Raw genomic sequence first — 23562 nt, forward strand, 5'->3', positions numbered from 1 at the left:
CGCGGATGCTATCTCGAGCATCCGGAATGCAGTGGCGCGCGCTGTCGACTGCCCGAACGAAGTGAGGGCGTCGACGACATTGCGCGAGGTCTTCGTGAACGGAGTGAACGAAGGCCTGGAAGACGCGAAGCGTCTTCCTTCGGACGAACGAACAGCGTGAGTGAGTCGGTTGGGGAGGGTGTGGCAACTCCCTGTTGCCACGATCGCAGAAGGCCTTACTCTCGTTCCCCCGCAGTTCCCTGTTCATCTCCCGCAGTTCCCTGTTCAGTTCTCGTCGCTCGAGCCGTCGGCCGTTCCGTCGGCGTTTTCGCCCCCGCTCGAACCGTCGTCCCCGCCGTCGCTCGAGGAGCCGTCAGCCCCGTCCGATGCGTCCGAATCACCGTCGCTCGAGTCGCCCTCGCCGTACTGGTCCCGCAGCGTCTCGAGTTCGGCGTCGACGTCGACGGCGGGGTCCGGGTCGGCGTCGGCCTCGCTCGATCCATCGTCGCGAACCGGCCCGTCCTCGATGTCGATCGTGACGCCGTCCATGCCATCCGACCGGTCCCGATCGGCCGCTTTCGCTCCCGATTCCGCGGCCGCCCGGAGTCGGCTGTCCACGTCGTCGCGGAGTTCGCGTGCCTCCGCGAGGAGGTCACGAGCCTCGTCGTCAGCGGGCAACTGCCCCGACGAGGCGGCCCGCTGGAGTTCCGAGAGAACGGTATCGAGACTGGACAGCGTCGTCTGTCGGAGCCGCTCCGCCTGCTCGCCGGTCGAGTCGGCGGCCGTCTCGGTCCGATCCCGGACCGCCCGCTCAGTGCGGACGACCTGCAGCCCGCGCTGGAACGCCTCGAGCGCGCGGACGCTGGTCTCGAGGACGGTCAGCGCCGCGGGGAGCGCGACCTCGTCGGTCACGCGCAACAGCTCCCGCGGCGTCGGCGGCCGAAGCCGCGGCCGGCGCGGACCCGATTCACCCAGTTCCGCTCGGAGCGCGTCGATCGTCCGCGTCAGTTCGCGAACGGCATCGACGAGTTCGTCCTCATGGTCGGCCATACGATACCTACGGCCGCCAACACGAAAAGTCGGGCGGTCGCCCACCGCTCGAGTGAACCCGCTTGTTGGCACCGGAACGCCACCGCGTGCTGCTCGCGTCGGTTTCGGCTCGGACGCATCGACGGGGGCGCGGGCGCGCTCGATGGGGAGCGTCGTCGAACGGACTGTCTCTTTAGCCAACAGCAGCTAACGCGAACCGCGACGGGACGAGAACGACCACCGGTGTGATGGCGCGACGACGCCATCGACGATCCAAGCGTTTTTAGCTACCCTGCCCCCTCTACCCGGTGTGCGAATCGAGAACAGCTTCATTCCCGTTCACGGCGTCGGAGAGACCACCGAGCGCCGGCTCTGGGAGAACGGTGTGACCCACTGGGACGAGTTCGACGGCAGCGTCGTCGGCTCGACGCTCGCGGCACGGATCGAGACGTTCATCGAGGAGGGCCGGGCCCACCTCGAGCGGGGCGACGTCTCGCCGTTCGCCGAAGCGCTGCCGGCCGCGAGCCGCTGGCGCTGTTACGAGAACGTCAGCGACGAGACCTGCTTTCTGGACATCGAGACGACCGGCCTCGACGCGTCCTGCGAGGACGTGACGACGGTCAGCCTCCACCGGGGCGGCGAGACGAAGACCTTCGTCAAGGACCGCGATCTCACGGCCGCCCGCCTCGAGCGAGAACTCGACGACTCGGCCCTGCTGGTTACGTTCAACGGCCAGCGGTTCGACGTTCCCTTCCTCGAGACGTGTTTCGACGTCTCGGTCGATGTCCCCCACGTCGATCTCATGTACCCCTGCAAGAAGCTGGGGTTGGACGGCGGGCTGAAGGCGATCGAACGCGAGATCGGTATCGACCGGGACATGCCGGAGCTGAGCGGCCGCGATGCCGTCCGTCTCTGGCACGAGTACGAAAGTGGCGACGAGGGGTCCCTCGAGATGCTCGTCGAGTACAACCGGGCCGACACCCGCAACATGGAACCGCTGATGGAACACGTCGCCGACCGGCTCCACGAGGACGTCTTCGAGGCGGCAACGGCCGGCGACTGACTGCGATCGCGGTCCGCCCGCATCTCGAGGCCGCCAGCTGTGAGTGACCAGCTATACGGTACCCCCGCTCCTACGCGTTCGCCGATGGCCAACTACAGCTACGAGACCGAGATCGACGTCCGGCTCCGCGACATCGACTTCATGGGCCACGTCAACAATGCAGTCTACGCGACCTACCTCGAGCAGGCCCGGGAGGCCTACTTCCGGGACGTCCTCGATATCTCGCTCGAGGAAACGACGACCGTCCTCGTGAGCCTCGAGATCGAGTACGAGCGACCGATCGAGGCCGACGAGACGGTCACCGTCGCGCTTTCCGTGTCGGAACTTGGCGAGGCGAGCCTGCCGATGACCTACGAGGTCCGCGCCGACGGGGAGCGGGCAGCGACGGCCCGGACCGTACAGGTACTGGCCGATCCGGACGGAGACGGCTCGCGGCCGATTCCGGGAGAGTGGCGTCGACGGATCGAGAGTCAGCGGGAGTGAGCCGTTACTCGAGGTCCGTCTCGGGGTCGGAGACTTCTATTTCGCCGTCGCTGCCGACGACCACGTGATAGCCACAGAAGGGGAATTCGACGCGGCCGGTCGGCCGCTGTGTGCCGTTCGAGCGGGTCGCAAACAGTGCATCGAGCGCCTCCGGGTTGACGACATCGTAGAGTGCCTCGTACTCGGGCGGTTCGAGATCTACCGGATCGATGCCTTCCCGCTCGGCGACAGCGGCGATAATGTCGAAACAAACTGATTGACCGGCTGTCGCGTCGGAGCGATCGACTGAGAGTAGCATTGGCCGGACTCTTACTTCGATCGGATATAAATCCTCTGGCCCGAGCTTGAATTGAATAGACAGATCAGTTCAATAGCAGCCAATCCAGTACTCTGGTGTATTTATTGGGAACTAGTTTATAGATGATTCTACTATACTCAACAAATCTAAAACTATTCAAGGGTCGACAGTAACGGGGAAATAACCGGTTACGCCACCTATAACGGTAACTCAGTGAAAACGGACGGCCGACGACGAATCGAGGGGGGGACATGTTCGGGAAACCGTACTGGGTGGTTCGGGCAGTAGGAACGAGTACGATGAATCCCTTCTCGAGCGGGCGATCGGCGGACGACGGCGACGGGTTCGACGACCCCGAGGAGTTCGTTCCGGAACACCTCCCGGAACCGGGACGGTTCCTCGAGGGTCACGACCTCCTCGACGGAGAGGATCACGTCGCCTTCCACGATATCTCGCGGGAACTGTTCGAGGAACGGGGCGTCTACGACGCGACGTTCGGCTACAACCTCGCGCGGCTCAACCTCGACCAGCGCCATCCCGACGCCGGCTACCGGTACGCGGTCGACGCCGACGATCCGACGGTCCTGCGGGCGGAGTTCAGCCCGACCACGGAGTTCTGTCCCCAGGCCGACGCCCTCGTCAAGGGGTCGTTCCGCGCGTGGAACGGCCTCAGCGAGCGCCACGAGTACGACCTCGTCCGGGTGCGCGTCCGCGAGAGCCACCACCAGTCCGGTACCCTGAACGACGCGCTGGCCACCCTCGAGGATACCTACCTCGAGTCGGGCGAGATGCCCAGCGAACCCGATGGGCCGGCCGTACCGAGTCCGACCACCGCCGACGGGGACGAGGACGACTCGAGCGTCCAGTCGCCCTTCTGAGGATCGATGGCCGCGTCCGGGACCGCGGCGGCGACGGTCACGCGGTGGTCGCGGACGTTCGTTGCGGTCGGCGTCGGCTTCTTTCTCGCGTGGCAGGTCGCCGTCGCAGCCGGTCTCCCGAGGGCGGCGACGGTCCCGCTCGGCGTGTACGGGTTCGTCTTCCACGTCGTCTTCGGGAAGGCTTACACCCTCGTCCCGTCCTATTTCGCACGGGAGTTGGCAGTCCCGCTGGCACCCGCGATCCACCTGCCGTTCGCACTGCTTGGCACGCTCGGGTCGTTCACCGCCGGTGCCGGACGCGGGCCGGCTACGGTCGGTCCCGCGGCCGCGATCTGCTGGTTCGCCGGCGTGATCGTCTTCGTCACCGCGATCGGCTGGACCGTCCGCGACAACCCGACGGGACGGGAGACCGGAACCGGCGACACCGATGCCCACCGCCGGCGGGTCGACCGGTTCGCGAACGCCGCCGTCCCCGTCGTCGTCGCCTATCTGCTCGCCGGGTCGGCGCTGGAGGTGGCGCGGGCGTTCGGTCTCGAGCCGACGATCGCCCCCGCTGCCGGCCCGGCAACGACCCACCTGTTCGCGGCCGGAACGGCTGCTCTCCTCGTGTTTGCGATCGGGTTTCGCTTGCTGCCGCGGCTGCTGGTCGCCGACGTCCGTCCGGCGCTCGCGGCCGTCGTCTTGACTAGCGGCGTCGTCGGCCCCGTACTGCTCGCCGTCGACTTCCGTGGCGGACCGGTCTTCTCGCTCGGGGCCGGCCTCGAGGCGGTCGCGCTGATCGGCTTCGCGGCCGCCGTCACCGATCTCTCCCGACAGAGCGACCGCGACCGCGTCGGAAGCCGTGCGCTGCTGGGGGCCGCCGGCTGTGCCGGGGCCGTTGCCCTACTGGGGCTTGGATTCGCGTTCGCGTCCGCTGGGCTCCTGCCGGCGACCGCATACACCGCTCACTATCGGCTCGCCGTCGGCGGCTTCCTCGCGCTGACGATCGTCGGCGTCAGCTACCGCTTCTATCCGCCCGCGGTCGCCTCGCTGTCCTGGATCGGCGACCGCACTGCACGGGCCTCGATCGTGGCCCTGCTCGGCGGCCTCATACTCGAGGTCGCGGGGCTGCTCGCATCGCTCCCCGCGCTGGTCGGTCCCGGCCGCTGGCTCTCGGTCGTCGGGGCGGCCCTCTACGCCGCGGTCTGTTGGACGATCTTCCTCGAGCGGTCCGCGCTGACTGGCTGACGGGACAGTCGTGCGGTATCGAACGAGGGGATTGAGTCGGGTCGCAGCTCGGTCGCATCGCGCCGTGACGTTTTAGGTCCCGGACGAGACGTATCGGACGATGGCTACCGAGGCTTCCTTTACCGTCCCCTCCGACGAGTTCCCGCTGGGGACGGTGTTCGAACGGCTGCCGGAGGCGACAGTCGAACTCGAGCGGATCATCCCCGCTCGAGACGTCGTGATCCCCTACTTCTGGGTTCGCGGCACGGAGATCGACGACATCGAGAGCGCGTTCACGGACCATCCGGGCGTAGAGCGGATTCGGTCCGTCGACTCAGTCGAGGACGAGTATCTGTTGCGCGTCGAATGGGCGGTGGATTACGACGACGTGTTGACGGTCCTGACAGAAACGGAGATCGCGCTCATCGAGGCCGTCGGAACGAACGAACGGTGGACGTTCGACATTCGGGGCGACGACCGGAGCGACATCGCGGCGTTTCAGTCCCGCTGTACGGAGTTAGGCATCCCGATCACGTTGACGACGTTGAGCGCCCTCACCCCGGTTGAAACGGCCACCGAAGCGGCCGTGACCGAGACCCAACAGGAGGCGCTGGAACTCGCCTACGAGCGGGGCTATTTCGAATCGCCGCGCGAAGTGACGATGGCGGAGATCGGCGACGAACTCGGGATCACACAGCAGGCCGTCGCGTCCCGGCTCCGGCGAGGCATCAACCACGTTCTCGGCGATACGCTCTCCGACGTCTCGGTCGATCGCCGAGCGGATCGGTAAAAGGGATTTGAATACTAAAAAGTGAGCGTGAAGCCCGAAGGCATGCTGAAACACGCGTAATGAGCGAGAACCCGATCGCGTTCGAAACGGTACTCGACCTCTGTCGGAGCCGGCGCCGTCGCGTCGTCCTCGCGGTACTCGACGCGGAGCGGCGGCCGTTGACGGTGAACGATCTCAGGCGGACGGTCCTCACCTCCCTCCACCGGACCGCAGTCACCGACGCTTCCGACGACGTGCTAACGGAGATCCGACTCTCGCTCCGTCACACGCACATTCCGAAGTTGGAGTCGGCAGGCGTGATCGAGTACGACCCGGAGCGAACGCTCGTGCGACCGACGGACCGGTTCGACCGGCTACAGCCCCAGCTGTCCGCCGTCCTCGACGCCGATCCCGAACTCGAGGGGCGGATCGAACTGCGGACGTGAACGGTTGGTTCGCCGCCCGCGATCGGCGTCTCTCGCGGCTCGGTTTCACCGTCGTTTCGAACGGCGGGCCGTCGTCGAGGATCGTTACGTTCGTGCTTCGACCCGCGCCTCGAGCCAGCGGACCGCCGGCGTCGCGGTGATCCCGTGGACGACGATCGAGACGAGAACGACGGCCCCGACGAGCGCCCACAGGCGGTCGGCGTCGGGAAAGGCGGCGTGGTTCAGCGCGTAGGCGAGGTAGTAAAAGGAGCCGATCCCGCGGACGCCGAAGAAGGCGATCGTCGCCCGCTCGGCCGGGTCGCGATCGAACCCGAGGAAGCCGATCAGCCCCGCCAACGGCCGGACGAGAAAGACGATCGCGACGACCGCAACGACCGCCTCGAGGGTAAGCGGTTCCAGCAATCCGCCGACGATCGCGCCGCCGAAAAAGAGCATGATCAGCGCCATCATCACCTGTTCGGCGAACTCGCTGACCTCGTGGAGCGACCGGTTGTAGTCGTGGGAGCGCTCGTAGTGGCGGACCATCAAGGCGGCCACGAAAACGGCGATGAAGCCGTAGCCGCCGACGAGTTCGGTCGCGCCGTAGACCGCCAGGGTGCCCGCGATCGCCTCGAGGCCCTGTACCGATTCGGCGACCGGCGTGTCGGGCTCGGTGGCGAAGACGAGGCGAGCAGTCAGAGCGCCGAGGACGATCCCGACGACGACGCCGACGACGATCCGGTAGCCGAGGTCGACGAGCAGCCACTCGCCGATCCAGTTGCCGGGCGTGAGCCCGACCAGCGCGACGGCGATCGCGAGGTTCGTGAAGGGGAAAGCGAGCCCGTCGTTCAGCCCGGCTTCGGAGGTGAGTGCGAACCGGACCTCGTCTTCCATCCCCGCCTTTTCGTCGGCCGACTCCGCCTCGGTGCCCATCCCCGGTCCGCGGACCTGCACCTCGGAGGCCAACACGGGATCCGTCGGGGCGATACAGGCCCCCAACAGGATCGCGGTCGGAACGACGAAGCCGAGCCACCGGCCGAGCAGCGCCGCACCGGTGATCGACAGCGGCATCGTGATCGCCAGTAACCGCCAGGTCGAGGCCCACTCGCGTAGCCCGGGGACGCGGTCGATCTTCAGGCCGACGCCCATCAGGGCGACGATGACGCCGATCTCCGCGAGGTGTTCGGTCGTCGTCCCCTGCTCGAGGGGGTCCGGTGCGGGCAGTCCGATCGGCAGCCCGAAGGCGAGCATCCCGAACGCGACGAAGAAGATCGGCAAGGAGATCGCTCGATCGGAGACGAACCGCGGGAGGACCGCGACGCCGAACAGCGCGATCCCGATCACGACGAGGCCGACGGTGTACAGCTCGAGGGCCATCCGGGGTGAGCGAACCTACGAGAAATCGCCCCTTTACCCCGCTGCCGGCGCTTGCAGAACGAACCCATTTGCCCCGCGACAGCGAGAACGGGGTATGGATCGGAACGCGCCGAAAACCGGGGGTCGAACGCGGACGCGGCGGCGGTTCCTGCAAGCGGGGGCCGTCGCCACGACCGCCGCCCTCGCTGGCTGTATCGAGGAGATGGGGGCGGAGTTCCCCGAAAACGAGAAGTGGCCGACGGCGTCGTACCTCCCCTCGCTGCCCGTCACGGAACGGAGTGCGATCCTCGAGGAGCGGATCCCGGAACTCGCAAGCGCGGACATCGCCGACCCCGAGGGGCTCGGATCGGCCCTCGAGGAATACGACATGGCCGTCGAGTCGATCGAACGCGAGCGCGACGTGGTGACCCTCGAGTACGTCAATACGGACCGACACGACGAGGGCAATATCCACGACGTCGCGTTGCTCGCAGGCGGGTACGCCGCGCTGATCGAGACGGGGTACGACGCCGTCGCGCTGGGGGCGACGATCCTCGACGACGCGCCGGCATCGTACGGATCGGCGACGGTCGAGACGCCCCACGCCGAAGAGTACAACGCGGGCGAGCTGACCGCGGCCGAGTACGGCGAACTGGTGGTCTCGACGATCGAGTCACAGCGCTACGAACCCGACGTGGCCGTCTCGCCCGAGAAATAGCGTCCGTCGGTTTTGCCTCACCCACCCGTCGCCGGCTACTGGTCCGGCGGAACGTCGACGTCGGGCTCGCCGCCCGCCGCGGGCGACTCCTCGCCGGACTCGAGCGCACTCGAGAGGACGCCCGCGAGTCCGTCGGGGCCGTGGCGGTGGATCGTCCACAGCATGTTCGCGACGAACAGGCCGACGCCGACGGTGGCGAGGGCGCTGCTGACGGCGACGGCGGCCCCCGGGAGGTCGAGCAGCGGCGCGGCCGCGAGGCCGGCGAACCCGACGAGCGTGGCCCAGAAGTCGGCCCGCTCGAGGCGGTCGTCGTAGAGGTCGTCGATCATCGGGACCTGTTCGAAGCCCAGCAGGTCGCTGTAGCGTTCGATCCAGATGATGAAGGGGACGATGTGATACAGCGAGCCGATGACGACGAAGCCAAAGACGCCAAACAGCAGGAGGTTCCGCCCATCGGGGTGGCCAAAGAGCGCGTCGTAGGCGAGCGGATCGGCCCACCAGATCGGCGCGGCCAGCGCGATCCAGGCGAACAGCGCCGCGACGACGACCCAGTAGCGGGCGAGCATCGGCGACCGCTCGACGGTCGCACCGACCAGCAGTCGGGCGATAACGACCGTAAACGCGGCCAAACCGACCAGCAGTGCGACCGCGCCGGAACGGGCCAGCGGTTCGAGGGTGAGCCCGCGGCCGAGCGCGAGGGCGAGCAGCCCCGCGGGGAACGCGATCTGCTCGAGCCGGAGCAGCCACTGATCGAGCCGGTCGGGATCGGCCTGCGTGAACATCTTTCCGAGCTGGTAGAGTGCGCCGACGACGGTCGCCAGTAGGGCACCGAACAGCGCGAGCGTCGCGTGTGCGAGATGTACTTCGAACCGTGCGACGCCGACCGAGTCGAACACCGGTCGCGTGAACCCGACCGCCAGCAGGATTCCGAAGGGCGCAACGAGGGCGAACGCGGCGAGTGCGAACGCGAAGTGTCGCTCGGTGAAATCGAACGGGCGCGCGCGGGCGAGCGTCCGGCCGACGTTGTAGACGAACGTCCAGATACCCGCCAGCATCAGGGCGGCGGGAACCGGCAACGCGGCGTACGAGCCCGCGAGCAGCGCCGTCGCGAAGCCGGCCACGCCGACGACGAGCAGCCACAGCTGTGCGACCGCGAGCCGCCGCGAGTGGATCGTCACGCCGGACCAGACGGGGACGAACTGGGTCATCGCGCCCATGATCGTCACCGCGACCCAGCCCACCAGCAGCGTATGCAGGTGGGCGAGTCCCGACAGTCCGGGAAGCGACGCGACGGCCATGACGAGTCCACCGCCGACCCCGACGACCAGAAAGCCCAAGGCGAGAACGAAGTGTCGCAGCGGGATCGCCATCGGGGGCTGCTGATCGGTCCGTAACCCGCCCGGTATCCCGTTCATGTCTCGAGGTTCGGCCCGGATCGCCGTCCCCTTCTTCCCGAACACGTTCGGAGGGTACTGTTTGGCCGCTCGCCCCGTATCCGTCCCCATGCGAACGGACCAAGCGACCACCGGTGAGACGCGACCGGCCACGACAGCCGACCGAGACATCGAGACGACGACCGTGACCGTCCGCTGTACCGGCCACGTCCGGACCGCCGTCGGGACTCACGAACTCGAGTTCACCTTCGAGGGCGACCGCCTACGGGACTTCCTCGAGGACTTCTTCGCCGAGTACGACCTCGAGGACATGCTCATCGCCGAAACCGAGGCGGACGCGACCCACAGCGGCTGGGCCCCGGTGCCCGACGATCTGCCCGGGACCTGGCGCAAGAACCCCGAGGGCGACCAGACCCGGCCCTACGCTCGCGTCTGTGTCAATGGCCGCTTCAACGAACACCTCGGCGGATTCGAGACGGAACTCGACGAGGACGACCGCGTCGCCCTGATCTACCCGTTCATGTTCTGCTGTTGAGACGGGAGTGGGGCCGCGACCCTCGACGGGAACCGGGACCATGGGCGAAGACGTTCGGCTCAGGCCTTACCCCCGTCGGCGGCCGAGTGACGACTATGACCGAAGACGTCTCCGGCGTCGAACCCGTGACCCGCGGCGAACACGACGCGTCCTGGTCGGCGAACCTCGAGGGGCCCGAACACGCGATGGACCGGGACCTCATCGTCGAACAGGCGAAAGACGCGATCGTGGCGACGACCGCCGGCTACCACGTCAACCTCGTCACCCACGGCGACCACGGCCACCCCGAGACCTACCTCTGGGACGAACTCGAGGCGGCCTTCGACGGCCTCCGGCTCGAGTACGTCGATCAGTGTGGCTGTGGCGGCCACGTCACCCGCGCGCACGTCCTCGAGGAGTAGACCGACCGACGGCGACGGCCTTGCAAACGTGGGCCCGGCGGCTATTCGCTCCCGTTTCGTAGCGTCGCCGATGCGTTCTCGCACGACCTCGATCGACGACCCGGTCACCTGTCGGCACTGCGGTACGGAAAACGAACACCTGTACACGTACTGTCGCCGCTGTACTGGCCACCTGCCGGCGCGGCCCGACGCCGAGCCGGCGGTCCGGACTGAACGCCCTCCCGATCGTTCGCGTCGTCCGATTCCCCGTCAGTCAGCTCCAGCCCCGGCCGCGCCGCCGACGGCCGACCCCGTACCCGCGACCTCTTCGTCGGTGAGGTAACACTGCGGGTCCGGCGCGAACAGATCGCCCGTCGTCGCCAGCGCCCGCAGCCGCGACGCACCGCGACAGATCGACTTGTACTGGCAGTCCGCGCACTTGCCGTTCAGGCGCTCCTCGCGGTTCCGCAGGGCCGCGAGCAGCGGGTTGGACTCGTCGGTCCAGATCTCGCCGAAGGGCCGGTCGCGGACGTTCCCGAGGCTGTACCCCTGCCAGAACTGGGTGAGGTGGACGTTGCCCTGGTAGTCGACGTCGGCGATCCGCTCGCCGGTCGGGTCGCCACCGTTTCGCTCGAGGTAGTCGTAGACCGCCTGGGCCTTGGCCTCGCCGAACTCCTCGCGGGCGTACTCGACGAGATAGGCCGCGTCGGCGTAGTTGCCCACGAGCAGCGTCTCGATTTCCTCGCCGCGATCGTGGTACTCGAGCGTGAGGTCAGCGACCTGCTTGACCGCCTCGCGTTTCTCCGCGGGGGAGAGGTCGGCGTCGACGATCTCGGCCCCGCGACCGCCGTAGTCCAGATGGTAGAAACAGAACCGGTCGAGTCCTTTCTCGGCCAGCAGGTCGACGACGCCCTCGAGGTCGGGTGCGTTGGCCTCGGTGATCGTATAGCGCAGGCCGGTCTTGAGTCCGACCTCGAGGCAGTTCTCGATGCCGCGGACGGCGGCGTCGAACGCCCCTTCTTCGCCGCGGAACCGGTCGTTGCGCTCGGGGAGTCCGTCGACGGAGATGCCGGCGTACTGGAGCCCGGCGTCTTTCAGGGCCATGGCCTTCTCGCGGGTCAGCAACGTCCCGTTCGAGGATAGTACTGGGCGAACGCCCCGGTCGGCAGCGTAGCTGACGAGTTCGATCAGGTCCTCGCGAACCAGCGGCTCGCCGCCGGAGAACAGCAGGACGGGCGCGCCGAAGTCGGCGAGCTGGTCGATGAACGTCTTCGCCTCGGCCGTGGAGAACTCGCCGGTCGCCGCCTGGTTCTCCGCGCCGGCATAGCAGTGCGAACAGTAGAGGTTACACCGGCGGGTGGTGTTCCAGACGACGACCGGTCGATGCTGTTTTTCGTCGGTGATCTGGGGCTTTTTCGACTCGTCGGCCGCGTCGTAGCGCAGCCCGTCACCCTCGGCGTCGAGATCGCAGAGCAGTTTGCTGATCGAGATCACAGACTGTTCACCTCCGACGCGCCGGCCGTTTCCTTGTAGACGCGGGGTTCGTCGCTCCCGTCGTCGTCATCGTCGTTGGCCTCCTCGTCCGGCCGCTCCTCGGCGTCGGCGGCCAATCCGCGCGTCGAGAACCGTTCGACCGACTCCGCCGGACAGACCCACAGATCGACGGCGTACCAGCCGAACAACCGACCGGCGTGTTCGTGGGCTTCCGTCGCGCTGGCCGCGGCGACGCTGCCGACGTGGCGCATCGGATCGCCCGCCTCGTTGCGGACGAAGACCTCCCACTGTGGCGTCGGGTTCCCGCGTTCGTCGCTGTCGACCGGGGCGCGGCGTGCTTTCTCGACCATGTCAGTGTCTTCGGGACGAAAACGAAGGCCGTTGCGCGACCTCCCAACACGCGGGAATTCCCCTCGGCCGGCCCGAACATCTTCCGGTCTTCCCGACCCGCGGGAACAGGAGCGGCGTTTTCGGTTCGACGGTTCCGAGACTCCGCCATGCGCCCCGGCAATCTCGACACGTCCGAACGGCCGTTCGTCCTCATCTGGGAACTCACCCAGGCCTGTGGCCTCGCCTGTGACCACTGTCGGGCCGACGCCAAGCCCCAGCGCCACCCCGACGAACTCTCGACCGCCGAGGGGAAAGCGCTGCTCGAGGACGCGGCCGAGTTCGGCGACGGCCAGTTGGTCGTCCTCTCGGGCGGCGACCCGCTCGTTCGCGACGACGTCCCGGAACTGATCGCCCACGGTGACGACCTCGGCCTGCGGATGACGATCACCCCCAGCGGGACCGGCTCGCTGACCGCCGACCGGATCGAGGAGATGGCCGACGCGGGGCTCAAACGGATGGCCGTCAGCCTCGACGGGGCCTCGCCGGAGGCCCACGACGCCTTCCGCGGCGAGGACGGCAGCTTCGAGGAGACGATCAGGGCCGTCGAGGACGCCCGCGAGGCCGGGCTTCCCGTCCAGGTCAACACCACCGTCTGCCAGCAGACGGTCGCGGAACTCCCCGCGATTCGGGACCTGCTGACCGAGATCGGGGCCGTCATGTGGAGCGTCTTCTTCCTCGTCCCCGTCGGTCGTGGGCGGGTCCTCGAGCCGATCGCGCCCGATCGGGCCGACGCGGTCATGGAGTGGCTCCACGAGGTCAGCGACACCGAACCCTTCGGCGTCAAGACGACCGAAGCCCCGCAGTACCGGCGGGTCGCGATGCAGCGACGAGCCGACGAAGACGAGGGCGGTCAAAGCGGCGGCCGACCCGGCCCGGGCGACGGGATCGAACGACGGACGGGGATCGTCGCGGGCGATGGCTTCGCCTTCGTCAGCCACATCGGCGAGGTGTTCCCCTCGGGATTCCTGCCGGAGTCGGCCGGCAACGTCCGCGACCGACCGGTCACGGAGCTGTATCGCGATTCCGAGCTGTTCCGCTCGCTCCGGGACCGGGACAACCTCTCGGGCAAGTGCGGGGCCTGTCCCTACCGCCACGTCTGTGGCGGCAGCCGCTCGCGCGCGTTCGCCCACACCGGCGACCCGCTCGCCAGCGACCCGCTCTGTCCGTTCGTTCCCGAGGGCTACGACGGCCCGCTCCCCTGGGACGACACCGAAGGCGACGCTCGAGGCGTCTCAACCGGCGACTGATCGACACTCGTTCTCCGCGACGCGGACTGTCCCCTACTCGAGGACCGCTACCGGCGACTACAGAGAACAGGGGTCGAGAGAAGCGAGTCGGGGACGGTCGCGGCCGCGGTATCGCCGCCACGAAACTGGCGACCCTGGCTGACCGAACGACCACGGTGACGCGTCGATCGTTCGACGCGGCGCGACCGTCGTCCGTGACGATGGCTCGGTGCTGCCACACATCGACATACCGGTCGCGTTACCGATCGTATTCGCGGGCACGCGGCGTCGAGTATGGATGGTGGGTGGCGGTCACCGGGGTCGCTCTCCGCTCCCGGTCGACCGCCCGCAGGGTCTCGCCGACGTCGCGTGCGATCGATCGTTGGGTAGGGACCCCCTTCGCCGTTCGGGCGAAGACGTTCGTCCGCGGGCGAGCGTTACTCGAGAACGACTAACGTGTCGCCCATGTCGACGCTCTCGCCTTCCTCGACGGCGATCTGGGTGACGGTGCCGCCGCGAGAGGCGACGATGTCGTTTTCCATCTTCATGGCCTCGAGGACGACCAGCACGTCGCCGGCCGCGACCTCGTCGCCTTCCTCGACCTCGACGTCGAGGATCGTTCCCTGCATCTCGGCGTCGACGGTCTCGCCGTCGCCCTCGAGTTCGGCACCGCCGTCGTCGCCGCCGGAACCGCCCGCCGGCTCCGGTCGGCTGGCACCGCCGCCGGCCTCGACGTCGCCCGTCGGGATGGCGGGCGCGCCGTGTTCCTCGAGTTCGACCTCGAAGCGCTTGCCGTTGACCTCGACGGTGAACTCGCGCTCGGTGGACTCCTCGTCGTCCTCGCTCCCGCCGGAGCCGGTGTCGCCGCCCCACTGTTCCTGGGCCTCCTCGATACGGCTCTCGTCGAGTTCCTCGTCCAGATACTTCGTCGTGTGCGTACTCCGGACGAACTCCTCGTCGGTGAGCATCAATCGGTGGAACGGGATGATCGTCGGGATGCCCTCGATCTCGTACTCCCGGAGCGCGCGCAGCGAGCGCTCGATACACTCGTCGCGGTCCTCGCCCCAGACCACGAGCTTGGCGATCATCGAGTCGTAGTCGGTGACGAGTTCGTCGCCCTGTCGCAGGGCGTCGTCGAGTCGGACGCCGATCCCGCCCGGCGGGTCGTAGGTCTCGAGGGTCCCGCCGGTCGCGGGCGCGAAGTCGTTCGCGGCGTTCTCGGCGTTGATACGGAACTCCATCGCGTGACCGTCGATATCGACCTCGTCCTGCTCGAAGTCGATTTCCTCGCCGGCGGCGACCTCGATCTGTCGCTTGACGATGTCGAGGCCGGTGATCTGCTCGGTGACCGTGTGTTCGACCTGAATGCGGGTGTTGACCTCGAGGAAGAAGAAGTTCGCGTCGGGGCCGAGCAGTTCGCCCGCCTCGCGGTCCTCTTCCTCGACGAGGAACTCGACGGTGCCGGCGTTGGTGTAGTCCGCGGCGGCGACGCCCCGACGGGCTGCCTCGCCGATCTTCTCGCGGAGTTCGTCCGAGAGCGCTGCCGACGGTCCCTCCTCGATGACCTTCTGATGACGTCGCTGGAGCGAACAGTCTCGCTCGCCCAGATGGCGGACGTTGCCGTGTTCGTCCGCGAGGATCTGGACCTCGATGTGACGGGGCTGTTCGAGGTAGCGCTCGAGGTAGACCGAGTCGTTATCGAAGTAGGCCTCGCCCTCGCGCTGGGCGCTCTCGAGTTGGTCTTCGACCTCGCTTTCGTCCCAGACGACCTTCATTCCGCGACCGCCGCCGCCACCTTCGGCCTTGATGGCGATCGGGTAGCCGTGTTTCTCGCCGAACTCCTTGACCTCCGCGGGCTCGGTGACGGGGTCGGTCGTCCCGGGGACGATCGGCACGTCGGCCTCGTTCATGATCGTCCGGGCCTTGGTCTTCTCGCCAAGCGACTCCATCGCATCGCTGGACGGGCCGATCCAGGTGATTCCCTCGGCGTCCTCGACCTTGCCCGCGAACTCGGCGTTCTCCGCGAGGAAACCGTAGCCGGGGTGGATGGCGTCGGCGTCGGCCTTCCGTGCGGCCTCGATGACCCCCTCGTGATCGAGATAGGAGTCGGCGGCCCGTGCCGGCCCCACGTTGTACGCTTCGTCCGCGTAGCGGACGTGTCCCGAGTCCTTGTCCGCCTCGGAGTAGACGGCGACGGTCCCGATATTCAACTCCTCACACGCCCGCATGACGCGGACGGCGATCTCCCCGCGGTTCGCCACGAGAACCTTCCTGAACATTCCTGTGAGAACCGTCGGCAGGACCCTACCTTACTTTTTCGCAACGGGTTCGACAACGCGTCAGTTTTTGCCAGTTGACGACCCCAATCGCCGCCGATTCGAGTCGGCCTCGGCGACCGCAATCTCTCACCGACCGGGCCCATGCTAGTTATGGGCAATCGTTATCCGATCACGGCCCCTGAATCAGGCATGTCCGAGTTCGTACCCGGTCCGCTACAGACCCAGTCGGTACTCGAGGACCCCCTCTTGCTCATCGGTGCCGTGGGGCTGTTGCTCGTGGTGATCACGGTCTGGCAGATGGTCGAGATCGTCGACGCCTACGACCGGGCCGCACTGACCGTCTTCGGCGAGTATCGCAAACTGCTCGAGCCGGGGCTGAACATCGTGCCACCGTTCGTCTCCCGGATCTACACGTTCGACATGCGGACCCAGACGTTGGACGTGCCCCAGCAGGAGGCCATCACGCGGGACAACTCGCCGGTGACGGCCGATGCCGTGGTCTACATCCGGGTGATGAACGCCAAACGCGCCTTCCTCGAGGTCGACGACTACCAGCGCGCCGTCTCGAACCTGGCCCAGACGACGCTGCGGGCCGTCATCGGCGACATGGAACTCGACGACACCCTCTCCCGACGGGAGATGATCAACGAGCGCATCCGCACCGAACTCGACGAGCCCACCGACGAGTGGGGGATCCGCGTCGAGAGCGTCGAGGTCCGCGAGGTCACGCCCTCCGCGGGCGTCAAAGGCGCGATGGAGGAACAGACCTCCGCCGAGCGCCGCCGCCGCGCCATGATCCTCGAGGCACAGGGTGAACGCCGCAGCGCCGTCGAGAAAGCCGAAGGGGACAAGCAGTCGAACATCATCCGCGCCCAGGGTGAAAAGCAGAGCCAGATCCTCGAGTCACAGGGCGACGCGATCTCGACCGTCCTCCGAGCGCGTTCGGCCGAGTCGATGGGCGAGCGCGCGGTCATCGACAAGGGGATGGAGACGCTGGCCGAGATCGGGCAAGGCGAATCGACGACCTTCGTCATGCCCCAGGAACTCACCTCGCTGGTCGGCCGCTACGGCAAGCACCTCTCGGGCAGCGACGTGAAGAAAAACGGCTCGGAACTCGACAGTCTCGAGTTCGACGACGAGACGCGCGAACTGATCGGGCTGGACGACATCGCGGACATCATCGGCGAGATCGACGAACAGGCCGAGATGGACGTCGAGGCGATGGAACAGCAGGCCCAGGCGATCAAGGAAGGGCAGGACGTAGGCATGGACCCGGACGAGCCGATCACCATGTCCGAGACCGACGACGAACCGGAACCGGAACTGGGCTCGGACTCGGAATAGCGCCGTCCGGTTCCATCGGTGTAAGATCGCTCTTTCTCGCCGACTAACCGATCGAAAACGGGCTAGCAGACGCTTAGAACTGCTCGGTCCGTCCCGCCGCCGACCACGCGTCGGTCGGCGCGCCGCGGGGCACGCGGACGGTCCGGTGTTGCTGTGCGCGAACCCGGCCGGCAAAGGCCCACCGCTTGTCGTCCCACGTCTCCTCACCGTCGGCGGCGGCCGCGGCGGCCGCGAGCGCGTGGTCGTGGAGGTGGGCACCGATCGCGGCCGCGATGGCCGCGGCCTCCTCGTCGTCGGCGTCGTCGGGTAACTCGATCGAAACGTCGCCGGGCAGGACCGCCTCGAGGCCCATCGACGCATCGTCGTCCCCCGCGCCGCCCGCGTCGGCGGCCCGGTCGTCGGCCGACGGCTGTTGCTGGGAGGTCATGTTACAGCGGGATGTTGCCGTGTTTCTTGTCCGGGTTCGACTCGCGTTTCGTCTCGAGCATCTCGAGGTCCCGGATCAGCCGCGGCCGGGTTTCGGTCGGGACGATGACGTCGTCGAGGAAGCCCTTGTCCGTCGCGGTGTAGGGGTTGGCGAACTCCTCGCGGTACTCCTCGATGAGTTCGTCCCGCAGTTCGTCGGGGTTGTCGGCCTCCTCGAGTTCCTCGCGGTAGAGGATGTTGACCGCGCCCTGGGGACCCATGACGGCGATTTCGGCGGTCGGCCAGGCGTAGTTGACGTCCGCGCCGAGGTTTTTGGAGGCCATGACGCAGTAGGCACCGCCGTAGGCCTTCCGCGTGATGACCGTCAGCAGGGGAACAGTCGCCTCGGCGTAGGCATAGAGCAGTTTCGCGCCGTGGCGGATGATCCCGCGGTGTTCCTGATCGGTCCCGGGCATGTAGCCGGGGACGTCGACGAAGGTGACGATCGGGATATTAAAGGAGTCACAGAAGCGGACGAACCGCGAGGCCTTCATCGAGGCGTCGACGGTCAGCGTGCCGGCGTTGACTCGTGGCTGGTTGGCGACGAGGCCGACGGAACGGCCGTCGAGGCGGCCGAAGCCGACGACGATGTTCTGGGCGAAGTTGTCCGCGACTTCGAAGAAGGACCCCTCGTCGACCACCGAGTCGATGACGTTGGTCATGTCGTAGGGCTTCTGGGGACTCGGGGGGACGATGCTCTTGAGTTCCTCGTCGCGGCGGTCGGGGTCGTCCCACGGCTCGACGCGGGGCGGGTCCTCGACGTTGTTCTGCGGGAGATAGGAGAGGAGTCGCTTGATGTCATCCAGGGCCTGCTCTTCGCTCTCGCAGGCGAACTGGGCGACGCCGGTCTTGTTGGCGTGGGTCATCGCACCGCCGAGTTCCTCGTGGGAGACCTCCTCGCCGGTGACGGTCTTGGTGACACCGGGGCCGGTGATGTACATGTGGCTGGTGTCTTTGACCATGAAGATGAAGTCGGTGATCGCCGGGGAGTAGACGGCCCCGCCGGCACACGGCCCCATCGTCGCGGAGATCTGGGGAACGACGCCGCTGGCTTCCTGATTCCGGCGGAAGATTTCGGTGTAGCCCGCGAGGCTCTTGACACCCTCCTGAATGCGGGCCCCGGCGGAGTCGTTGAGCCCGATGACGGGCGCGCCGACCTCCATCGCCATATCCATGACCTTACAGACCTTCTCGGCGAAGACCTCGCCGAGCGATCCACCGAAGACGGTGAAGTCGTGGGCGAAGACGAACGTGGTCCGCCCGTTGACCTCGCCGTAGCCAGTGACGACGCCGTCGCCCGGGACCTTCTTCTCTTCCATCCCGAACTGGCTCGTTTGGTGGGTCCGGAGCTGGTCGAACTCCGTGAACGTACCGTCGTCGAGGAAGTAGTCGATCCGCTCGCGGGCGGTCATCTTCCCCTTGTCGTGTTGCTTCTCGATCCGCGCTTCGCCGCCGCCTTTGCGTGCCTCTTCGCGAAGTTCCTCGAGTTCGTCGATGCGGTCTTCCATCGTCATAGGGAAACCCTCCCGTGGCGACTCATTGGCCGTGGCAACGGCCACCGGAATAAAAAACGTTCTGTAACTCGTATTATTTCCCATGAGGGTTCGGGTGTTGTCGTATCACACGGGGAGGCAGCCGACCGGCCGCGGTTTCGTTCGGACGCGACGGTACAGTTACGCCGGTTCGATGGCTACCAGGCGTGAAACACATTCACAATGAGATGGACTATTACGCCCCATACGTTTCGATTTATAAACAAATCCGGGGCGAATACCGACAAATGTCACTGATGGTGGGGAATACTGAATATAGTCGCCGAATGTAAGGTTTTAAGGGATGGTGAGAAAGGGTTAAACCATGGCAGAACGCGAATCATGGGCCACACGAACAGGCTTCATCCTCGCTGCGGTGGGGAGTGCAGTGGGATTAGGAAACATCTGGCGGTTCCCGTATCAGGTCGGTGAACAGGGTGGTGCGGCGTTCCTGTTCATCTATCTCCTGTTGATCGTGATGGTCGGGTTCCCGGTCATCCTCGTCGAGTTCGTTGTCGGCCGAAACACGGAGCGAAACCCCGTCGGGGCACTGAAACGGATCGGAACCGGGGCGTGGACGAAGATCGGCTGGGTCTTCGTCACGGCTGGGTTCATTATTCTGTCCTACTACCATCTGTTCTAGTTTAGTGACGGAGTGAAGCAGGATCTCAGCGGAGACTATACCGAATTGAGGCGGATTAGCTCAGGAGACTGGGTTCGCTGGAGCAGGCAGTCGCTGATTTGTTGTGTGATACCTTCGAGGCGGCGCACTCACAGCCGTGAGTGCGTCGCCGTTCCAGCGCTGCCGCTATCGACACAGGTGCTTCCCCGGTCGTCAGGCGAGTTCGTTACCAGAACTCGCCTGACTCAACCTGCTCACGTAACCGCGGTCGATGCGGATTTGGATCACGTGAAGCCCACAGCAACAACTCATCTAAATCCGGAAGTTCGTACCCTAAATCGAGCATCACGTACAACTGAATCAGGTGTGAATGGCGTTCGACAGCGTGAGAACATCGTCGACGAGGAAGTTGCGGCGACGACGCTGTGGCGTCGTCGGCGCTTTCCCGTTGTTTCACGTCCAGTTTCCGGAGTTCATCGACGATAACACGGCTCATCAGCAGTGAGATTGCGGCCATGATGACCAGAGCTTCGATGATGTACGGATCGGTCGTGTTGATTTCGTCAAGTCCGAAGCGTGATTTCAGTTCTTTGAACAATAATTCTATTTCCCAGCGCGCCCGATAGAGCTGTGCGATATCGGGCGCACTATAGTCGTCTTTCGAGAGATTTGTCAAATAGAGATGGTACTCTTCAGTATCCTCGTTCCAAACACCGACCAGTCGGAACGTTCGGGTCGTGCTGGTGCACGACCCTCGCTTTCGCTCGAACGAGAGGGTGATGCGAACATCGATTTCCTGTCGCTGCAGGTCGTCAAGGACGTCCTGCAGCGACTCTCCTTCGAGCGGGATACTGTTCCCCCGCCACGTCCGGAGCTCTTCGACGATCTCGAAGTTTGCGTCGTCTTTCACACGGGAGACGAACCAGCCGTTATTCTGGTCGATGCGGTCGAACAACCAGAAGTCGTAGAAACCGAGATCGAGCAAGACAAGTGCGCCAGCTACCCACTCGCCGGTGGGTAGCTGGCTCCGTTCTTGGGTTTTAGCGTCAGTTGTTCGGTACCGTGTTGGAAGGCCAGTTGAGAGTGATTCTGTTAGGTGAAGTTTCAGACCGGCCTGATCGTCACCGGTCGCAGCGTACACATCCGCGGCGTCTTGATAGAGAGAAACAATGCTCCCATCGGCAATGAGGACGTCTCGAAAGCGTTCGAGACGTCCGCTAAGGTCGGCATTTCTGGTATCGAGATTCTCGATGGCATCATCGAGAATCTCTCGAAGGAGTGCAACGAACGGTGGAGAGAACCACCCGTGGAAGGTTGCATAGGAGAGTTCATCGCAGTCGGACATTTCGACGAATCGTTCGAGAAAAGCCTGTACAGATCGGTCTGACCCAGCAGCGAAGCCAAGTGAAAGCGTGTAGAACAGCGCAACAGCGTCGAATTTCCGTTCACGCTCGACGAGATTCGTTGCGCGAGCGCGCTCGCGCAACTCATCGGAGGGAAACGCTCTTTGAATCCGATCAACAATCACTGAATCCGGTGGGGAGTAAGTCACACTATCCACCGGATTTCTCTGACTGGTAGTTACAACGATATCTAATCAGACGACGGTACACTCTGCTAACCTAGAACGGATGGTCCTACTACAGCGTCGTCGCCGGCTGGACGGTTCGGTACGTCTTGCTCGGACTGCAGGGCCAGTACACTGCCGACAGTGCGCCCGCACAGTTCGGTGAGGTCGCGACCGGGCTCGATGCCGTCGTCCTCCATGCGGTCTTCATGGCGGCCGTCATCGCAATCGTCGCACTCGGTATCGAACGCGGGATCGAACTCTCCGTGAAGGTGATGGTTCCGGCCATCATCCTCATTTCGATCGGCCTCGCGGCCTACGCGTTCACGCTCGAGGGAGCCGCCGACGCGTACGCCTACTACCTCTCGCCGGAACTCAGTACGATCACGTCGGAGTGGACGACGATTCTCCCGGCGGCCGCTGCACAGGCGTTCTTCACACTGTCACTGGGGATGGGCGTGATGATCACGTACGCGTCCTATCTCGGTGAGGACCGGAACCTTGCGTCGGATGCCGGTATCATTGCCTCGCTCGACACGTTCATTGCCTTTACCGCCGGACTGATCGCGTTCCCGGTCCTGTTCGCCGCGGGGATCGATCCGGGTGCGTCCGGTCCGTCGCTGATCTTCGTCAGCCTCGCGGCGGCGTTCGCCGAACTACCGTTCGGTGGCATCCTCGGTGCGATATTCTTCGCGACCGTCGCCATCGCCGCGCTCTCGAGCGCGATCAGTATCATGGAAGTCGTCGTCGCCTATATGATCGACGAACAAGGGTTCGACCGGATTCCCGCCACAGTCGCGCTGGGCGTCGCAATCTTCCTCGTCGGGACGCCGGCCGCGCTCGATCTCATCTTCGTTGACCTCTACGACGGCTTCGCGAACAGCATCCTGCTCATGCTCGGTGGCCTCCTACTTTCGATCTTCGTCGGCTGGGTCGTTCCCGAACTGGCGCTCGAGGAGATCGGGAAGGGGATCAAAGATACCGGGTCGCTTGGCCTCGCGTGGCTCTGGTTCGTCCGGGTTCCCGTCGTCGTCGCACTGATCGCCCTGGTCGCGCTGAACGCGTGGGACTACTACGGGTTCCTGACCGGCGGTTTCGCCGACTGGCTGGGCGCGAACTTCTGATCGGCACGGACGCCGTTTCGAGCCGCCGTTTTTTCGACACGACTCGAGATCGACCGGGCTCGTAGAGCGAACAGTGCTTGCTCGTTACGGCCGCCAGGGCACGTACCGCACTGTCGTATTGTCGCTCCCGGAGACTGCCGATCGCAGTCGTCGATGTCGTCTCGAACAGCGACTCGAAGACCGGCGCCGAAAACGATGGGTGCGGCCGAGATCAGGCCTCGCCGTACACCGGGACCGCAGCGCCGCTCGTCACCGCCGCGGCGTCGCTACAGAGAAACGCCATCACGTCGGCGATCTCGAGCGGATCGACCCACGCGTCGTGATCGGCGTCGGGCATCATGTCGCGGTTCATCGGGGTGTCGATGACGCTCGGCATGACGCAGTTGGCCCGCACCGTCCCGCGGTTCTCCTCGGCCAACGTCTCCGTCAGCAGCCGGATGCCGGCCTTCGTGATTCGGTAGGGGCCGTCGCCCTCGCCGCCCTCAAGCGAGGAGCGGGCGCTGATCCCGACGATCGCTCCCTCGGTTTCCTGCAGGTGTGGCAGGGCGTGTTTCGCGGCGAGGAAGGCCGTCTTCAGGTTGACGTCGACGAGCATGTCGAACTCCGCGAGGTCGGTCTCCTCGATGTGGTCGCCGCCGCGCCACGTGCCGGCGATATTCAGCAGGTGATCGATCCGACCGTGGTCGTCGACGATCGTGTCCATCAGTCCCGCGACCTCGTCTTCGTCGGTCAGGTCCGCCTCGTAGAAGGCGAGGGCGGACTCGTCGGCGGGGTCGCGCTCGAGCAGGCTGTCCTCGTCGTCGGGTGCGATCACGTCGACCGCACAGACGGTCGCGCCGGCCTCGCGGAAGCGATCGACGGCGGCGCTGCCGAGCGCGCCGCTCGCGCCGGTGATCACTGCGACAGTCCCCTCGAAGTCGACCTCGAAGTCGGTATCGGGTGACATACGGGTGTGGTGTGTGTCCCTGTCGCATCAAAGGCGGGGCTGCGAGCGGCGTCGACTCAT

23 protein-coding genes and 2 pseudogenes are annotated in these 23562 nt (G+C 65.8%); 14 read left to right on the top strand and 11 right to left on the bottom strand.

Annotated elements, in window-relative coordinates; all coding sequences use genetic code 11:
• Positions 1-264: 264 nt before the first annotated feature.
• Complete coding sequence (locus NATPE_RS11880) at positions 265-1029, bottom strand: DUF7547 family protein (RefSeq protein WP_006181715.1); 765 nt, start codon at positions 1027-1029, stop codon at positions 265-267.
• 289 nt (positions 1030-1318) lie between these two features.
• On the opposite strand from NATPE_RS11880, the gene NATPE_RS11885 reads away from it, so the two are divergent.
• Positions 1319-2071: a ribonuclease H-like domain-containing protein gene (locus NATPE_RS11885; RefSeq protein ID WP_006181716.1), complete on the top strand. Its 753-nt coding sequence runs from the start codon at positions 1319-1321 to the stop codon at positions 2069-2071.
• A gap of 84 nt (positions 2072-2155) precedes the next feature.
• Positions 2156-2554 (top strand): acyl-CoA thioesterase, encoded by a 399-nt coding sequence (locus tag NATPE_RS11890; RefSeq protein ID WP_006181717.1) that lies wholly within the window; start codon positions 2156-2158, stop codon positions 2552-2554.
• 4 nt (positions 2555-2558) lie between these two features.
• Here the strand turns inward: NATPE_RS11890 and NATPE_RS11895 are convergent, their stop codons facing one another.
• Positions 2559-2852, bottom strand: a complete 294-nt coding sequence (locus NATPE_RS11895; protein ID WP_006181718.1) for a HalOD1 output domain-containing protein — start codon at positions 2850-2852, stop codon at positions 2559-2561.
• A 251-nt stretch (positions 2853-3103) separates the two neighbouring features.
• Here NATPE_RS11895 and NATPE_RS11900 point away from each other — a divergent pair, with 251 nt between their 5' ends.
• The 4 genes from NATPE_RS11900 to NATPE_RS11915 all read left to right on the top strand — a co-directional run bounded on the left by NATPE_RS11900 (position 3104) and on the right by NATPE_RS11915 (position 6151).
• A complete protein-coding gene (locus tag NATPE_RS11900) occupies positions 3104-3730 on the top strand; it encodes a hypothetical protein (RefSeq protein WP_006181719.1) in 627 nt (208 codons plus the stop codon).
• 6 nt (positions 3731-3736) lie between these two features.
• On the top strand, positions 3737-4957 hold the full coding sequence (locus NATPE_RS11905) for a hypothetical protein (protein WP_006181720.1): 1221 nt from the start codon (positions 3737-3739) through the stop codon (positions 4955-4957).
• Positions 4958-5057: 100 nt separating this feature from the next.
• A complete protein-coding gene (locus tag NATPE_RS11910) occupies positions 5058-5726 on the top strand; it encodes a helix-turn-helix domain-containing protein (RefSeq protein ID WP_006181721.1) in 669 nt (222 codons plus the stop codon).
• A gap of 59 nt (positions 5727-5785) precedes the next feature.
• Entirely contained in the window at positions 5786-6151 is a 366-nt protein-coding gene (locus tag NATPE_RS11915) for a DUF7344 domain-containing protein (RefSeq protein WP_006181722.1), read from the top strand.
• Positions 6152-6235: 84 nt separating this feature from the next.
• On the opposite strand, the gene NATPE_RS11920 is transcribed toward NATPE_RS11915, so the two are convergent.
• Positions 6236-7507 (bottom strand): cation:proton antiporter, encoded by a 1272-nt coding sequence (locus NATPE_RS11920; protein ID WP_006181723.1) that lies wholly within the window; start codon positions 7505-7507, stop codon positions 6236-6238.
• Between the two features lie 94 nt (positions 7508-7601).
• Between NATPE_RS11920 and NATPE_RS11925 the strand changes: the two genes are divergently transcribed.
• A complete protein-coding gene (locus tag NATPE_RS11925; protein WP_006181724.1) occupies positions 7602-8204 on the top strand; it encodes a hypothetical protein in 603 nt (200 codons plus the stop codon).
• Positions 8205-8239: 35 nt separating this feature from the next.
• On the opposite strand, the gene NATPE_RS11930 is transcribed toward NATPE_RS11925, so the two are convergent.
• Complete coding sequence (locus NATPE_RS11930) at positions 8240-9619, bottom strand: hypothetical protein (protein WP_015299078.1); 1380 nt, start codon at positions 9617-9619, stop codon at positions 8240-8242.
• A gap of 88 nt (positions 9620-9707) precedes the next feature.
• Here NATPE_RS11930 and NATPE_RS11935 point away from each other — a divergent pair, with 88 nt between their 5' ends.
• From NATPE_RS11935 to NATPE_RS23570, 3 genes are all read left to right on the top strand, one after another.
• Complete coding sequence (locus tag NATPE_RS11935) at positions 9708-10133, top strand: MoaD/ThiS family protein (protein ID WP_006181726.1); 426 nt, start codon at positions 9708-9710, stop codon at positions 10131-10133.
• A 95-nt stretch (positions 10134-10228) separates the two neighbouring features.
• Positions 10229-10534, top strand: a complete 306-nt coding sequence (locus NATPE_RS11940; protein ID WP_006181727.1) for a CGCGG family putative rSAM-modified RiPP protein — start codon at positions 10229-10231, stop codon at positions 10532-10534.
• Positions 10535-10604: 70 nt separating this feature from the next.
• Entirely contained in the window at positions 10605-10856 is a 252-nt protein-coding gene (locus tag NATPE_RS23570; protein ID WP_449406623.1) for a DUF7577 domain-containing protein, read from the top strand.
• Here the strand turns inward: NATPE_RS23570 and NATPE_RS11945 are convergent.
• The gene (locus NATPE_RS11945) at positions 10784-12007 is read right to left on the bottom strand and encodes a TIGR04347 family pseudo-SAM/SPASM protein (protein ID WP_006181728.1); all 1224 of its coding nucleotides are present in this window, start codon (positions 12005-12007) and stop codon (positions 10784-10786) included. The genes NATPE_RS23570 and NATPE_RS11945 overlap by 73 nt on opposite strands.
• Positions 12004-12357 carry an Htur_1727 family rSAM-partnered candidate RiPP gene (locus NATPE_RS11950; protein ID WP_006181729.1) on the bottom strand — a complete coding sequence of 118 codons (354 nt, stop codon included), beginning with the start codon at positions 12355-12357 and terminating at the stop codon, positions 12004-12006. Before NATPE_RS11950 ends, NATPE_RS11945 begins: the two co-directional genes overlap by 4 nt.
• Positions 12358-12504: 147 nt before the next feature.
• Between NATPE_RS11950 and NATPE_RS11955 the strand changes: the two genes are divergently transcribed.
• Complete coding sequence (locus NATPE_RS11955) at positions 12505-13644, top strand: TIGR04053 family radical SAM/SPASM domain-containing protein (RefSeq protein WP_006181730.1); 1140 nt, start codon at positions 12505-12507, stop codon at positions 13642-13644.
• Positions 13645-14060: 416 nt separating this feature from the next.
• On the opposite strand, the gene NATPE_RS11960 is transcribed toward NATPE_RS11955, so the two are convergent.
• The gene (locus NATPE_RS11960) at positions 14061-15902 is read right to left on the bottom strand and encodes an acetyl-CoA carboxylase biotin carboxylase subunit (RefSeq protein WP_006181731.1); all 1842 of its coding nucleotides are present in this window, start codon (positions 15900-15902) and stop codon (positions 14061-14063) included.
• Between the two features lie 189 nt (positions 15903-16091).
• Here NATPE_RS11960 and NATPE_RS11965 point away from each other — a divergent pair, with 189 nt between their 5' ends.
• Positions 16092-17246 carry an SPFH domain-containing protein gene (locus NATPE_RS11965; protein ID WP_006181732.1) on the top strand — a complete coding sequence of 385 codons (1155 nt, stop codon included), beginning with the start codon at positions 16092-16094 and terminating at the stop codon, positions 17244-17246.
• Positions 17247-17319: 73 nt separating this feature from the next.
• On the opposite strand, the gene NATPE_RS11970 is transcribed toward NATPE_RS11965, so the two are convergent.
• Together NATPE_RS11970 and NATPE_RS11975 are read right to left on the bottom strand one after the other, a co-directional pair.
• Positions 17320-17673, bottom strand: coding sequence for a hypothetical protein (locus NATPE_RS11970; protein ID WP_006181733.1), 354 nt, complete (start codon positions 17671-17673; stop codon positions 17320-17322).
• 1 nt (position 17674) lies between these two features.
• On the bottom strand, positions 17675-19219 hold the full coding sequence (locus NATPE_RS11975) for an acyl-CoA carboxylase subunit beta (RefSeq protein WP_006181734.1): 1545 nt from the start codon (positions 19217-19219) through the stop codon (positions 17675-17677).
• Positions 19220-19568: 349 nt separating this feature from the next.
• Between NATPE_RS11975 and NATPE_RS11980 the strand changes: the two are divergent.
• Positions 19569-19874, top strand: a pseudogene (locus NATPE_RS11980) (sodium-dependent transporter); the annotation flags it as partial.
• A 217-nt stretch (positions 19875-20091) separates the two neighbouring features.
• On the opposite strand, the gene NATPE_RS11985 reads toward NATPE_RS11980, so the two are convergent.
• Positions 20092-21426: an IS4-like element ISH32 family transposase gene (locus NATPE_RS11985; protein ID WP_012289608.1), complete on the bottom strand. Its 1335-nt coding sequence runs from the start codon at positions 21424-21426 to the stop codon at positions 20092-20094.
• A gap of 74 nt (positions 21427-21500) precedes the next feature.
• Between NATPE_RS11985 and NATPE_RS11990 the strand changes: the two are divergent.
• Positions 21501-22556: pseudogene (locus tag NATPE_RS11990) on the top strand (sodium-dependent transporter); the annotation flags it as partial.
• 211 nt (positions 22557-22767) lie between these two features.
• Here the strand turns inward: NATPE_RS11990 and NATPE_RS11995 are convergent.
• Positions 22768-23502, bottom strand: coding sequence for an SDR family oxidoreductase (locus tag NATPE_RS11995; protein WP_006181737.1), 735 nt, complete (start codon positions 23500-23502; stop codon positions 22768-22770).
• Positions 23503-23562 lie beyond the last annotated feature (60 nt).

The sequence above is a fragment of the Natrinema pellirubrum DSM 15624 genome (assembly GCF_000230735.2).
Classification (GTDB): domain Archaea; phylum Halobacteriota; class Halobacteria; order Halobacteriales; family Natrialbaceae; genus Natrinema; species Natrinema pellirubrum.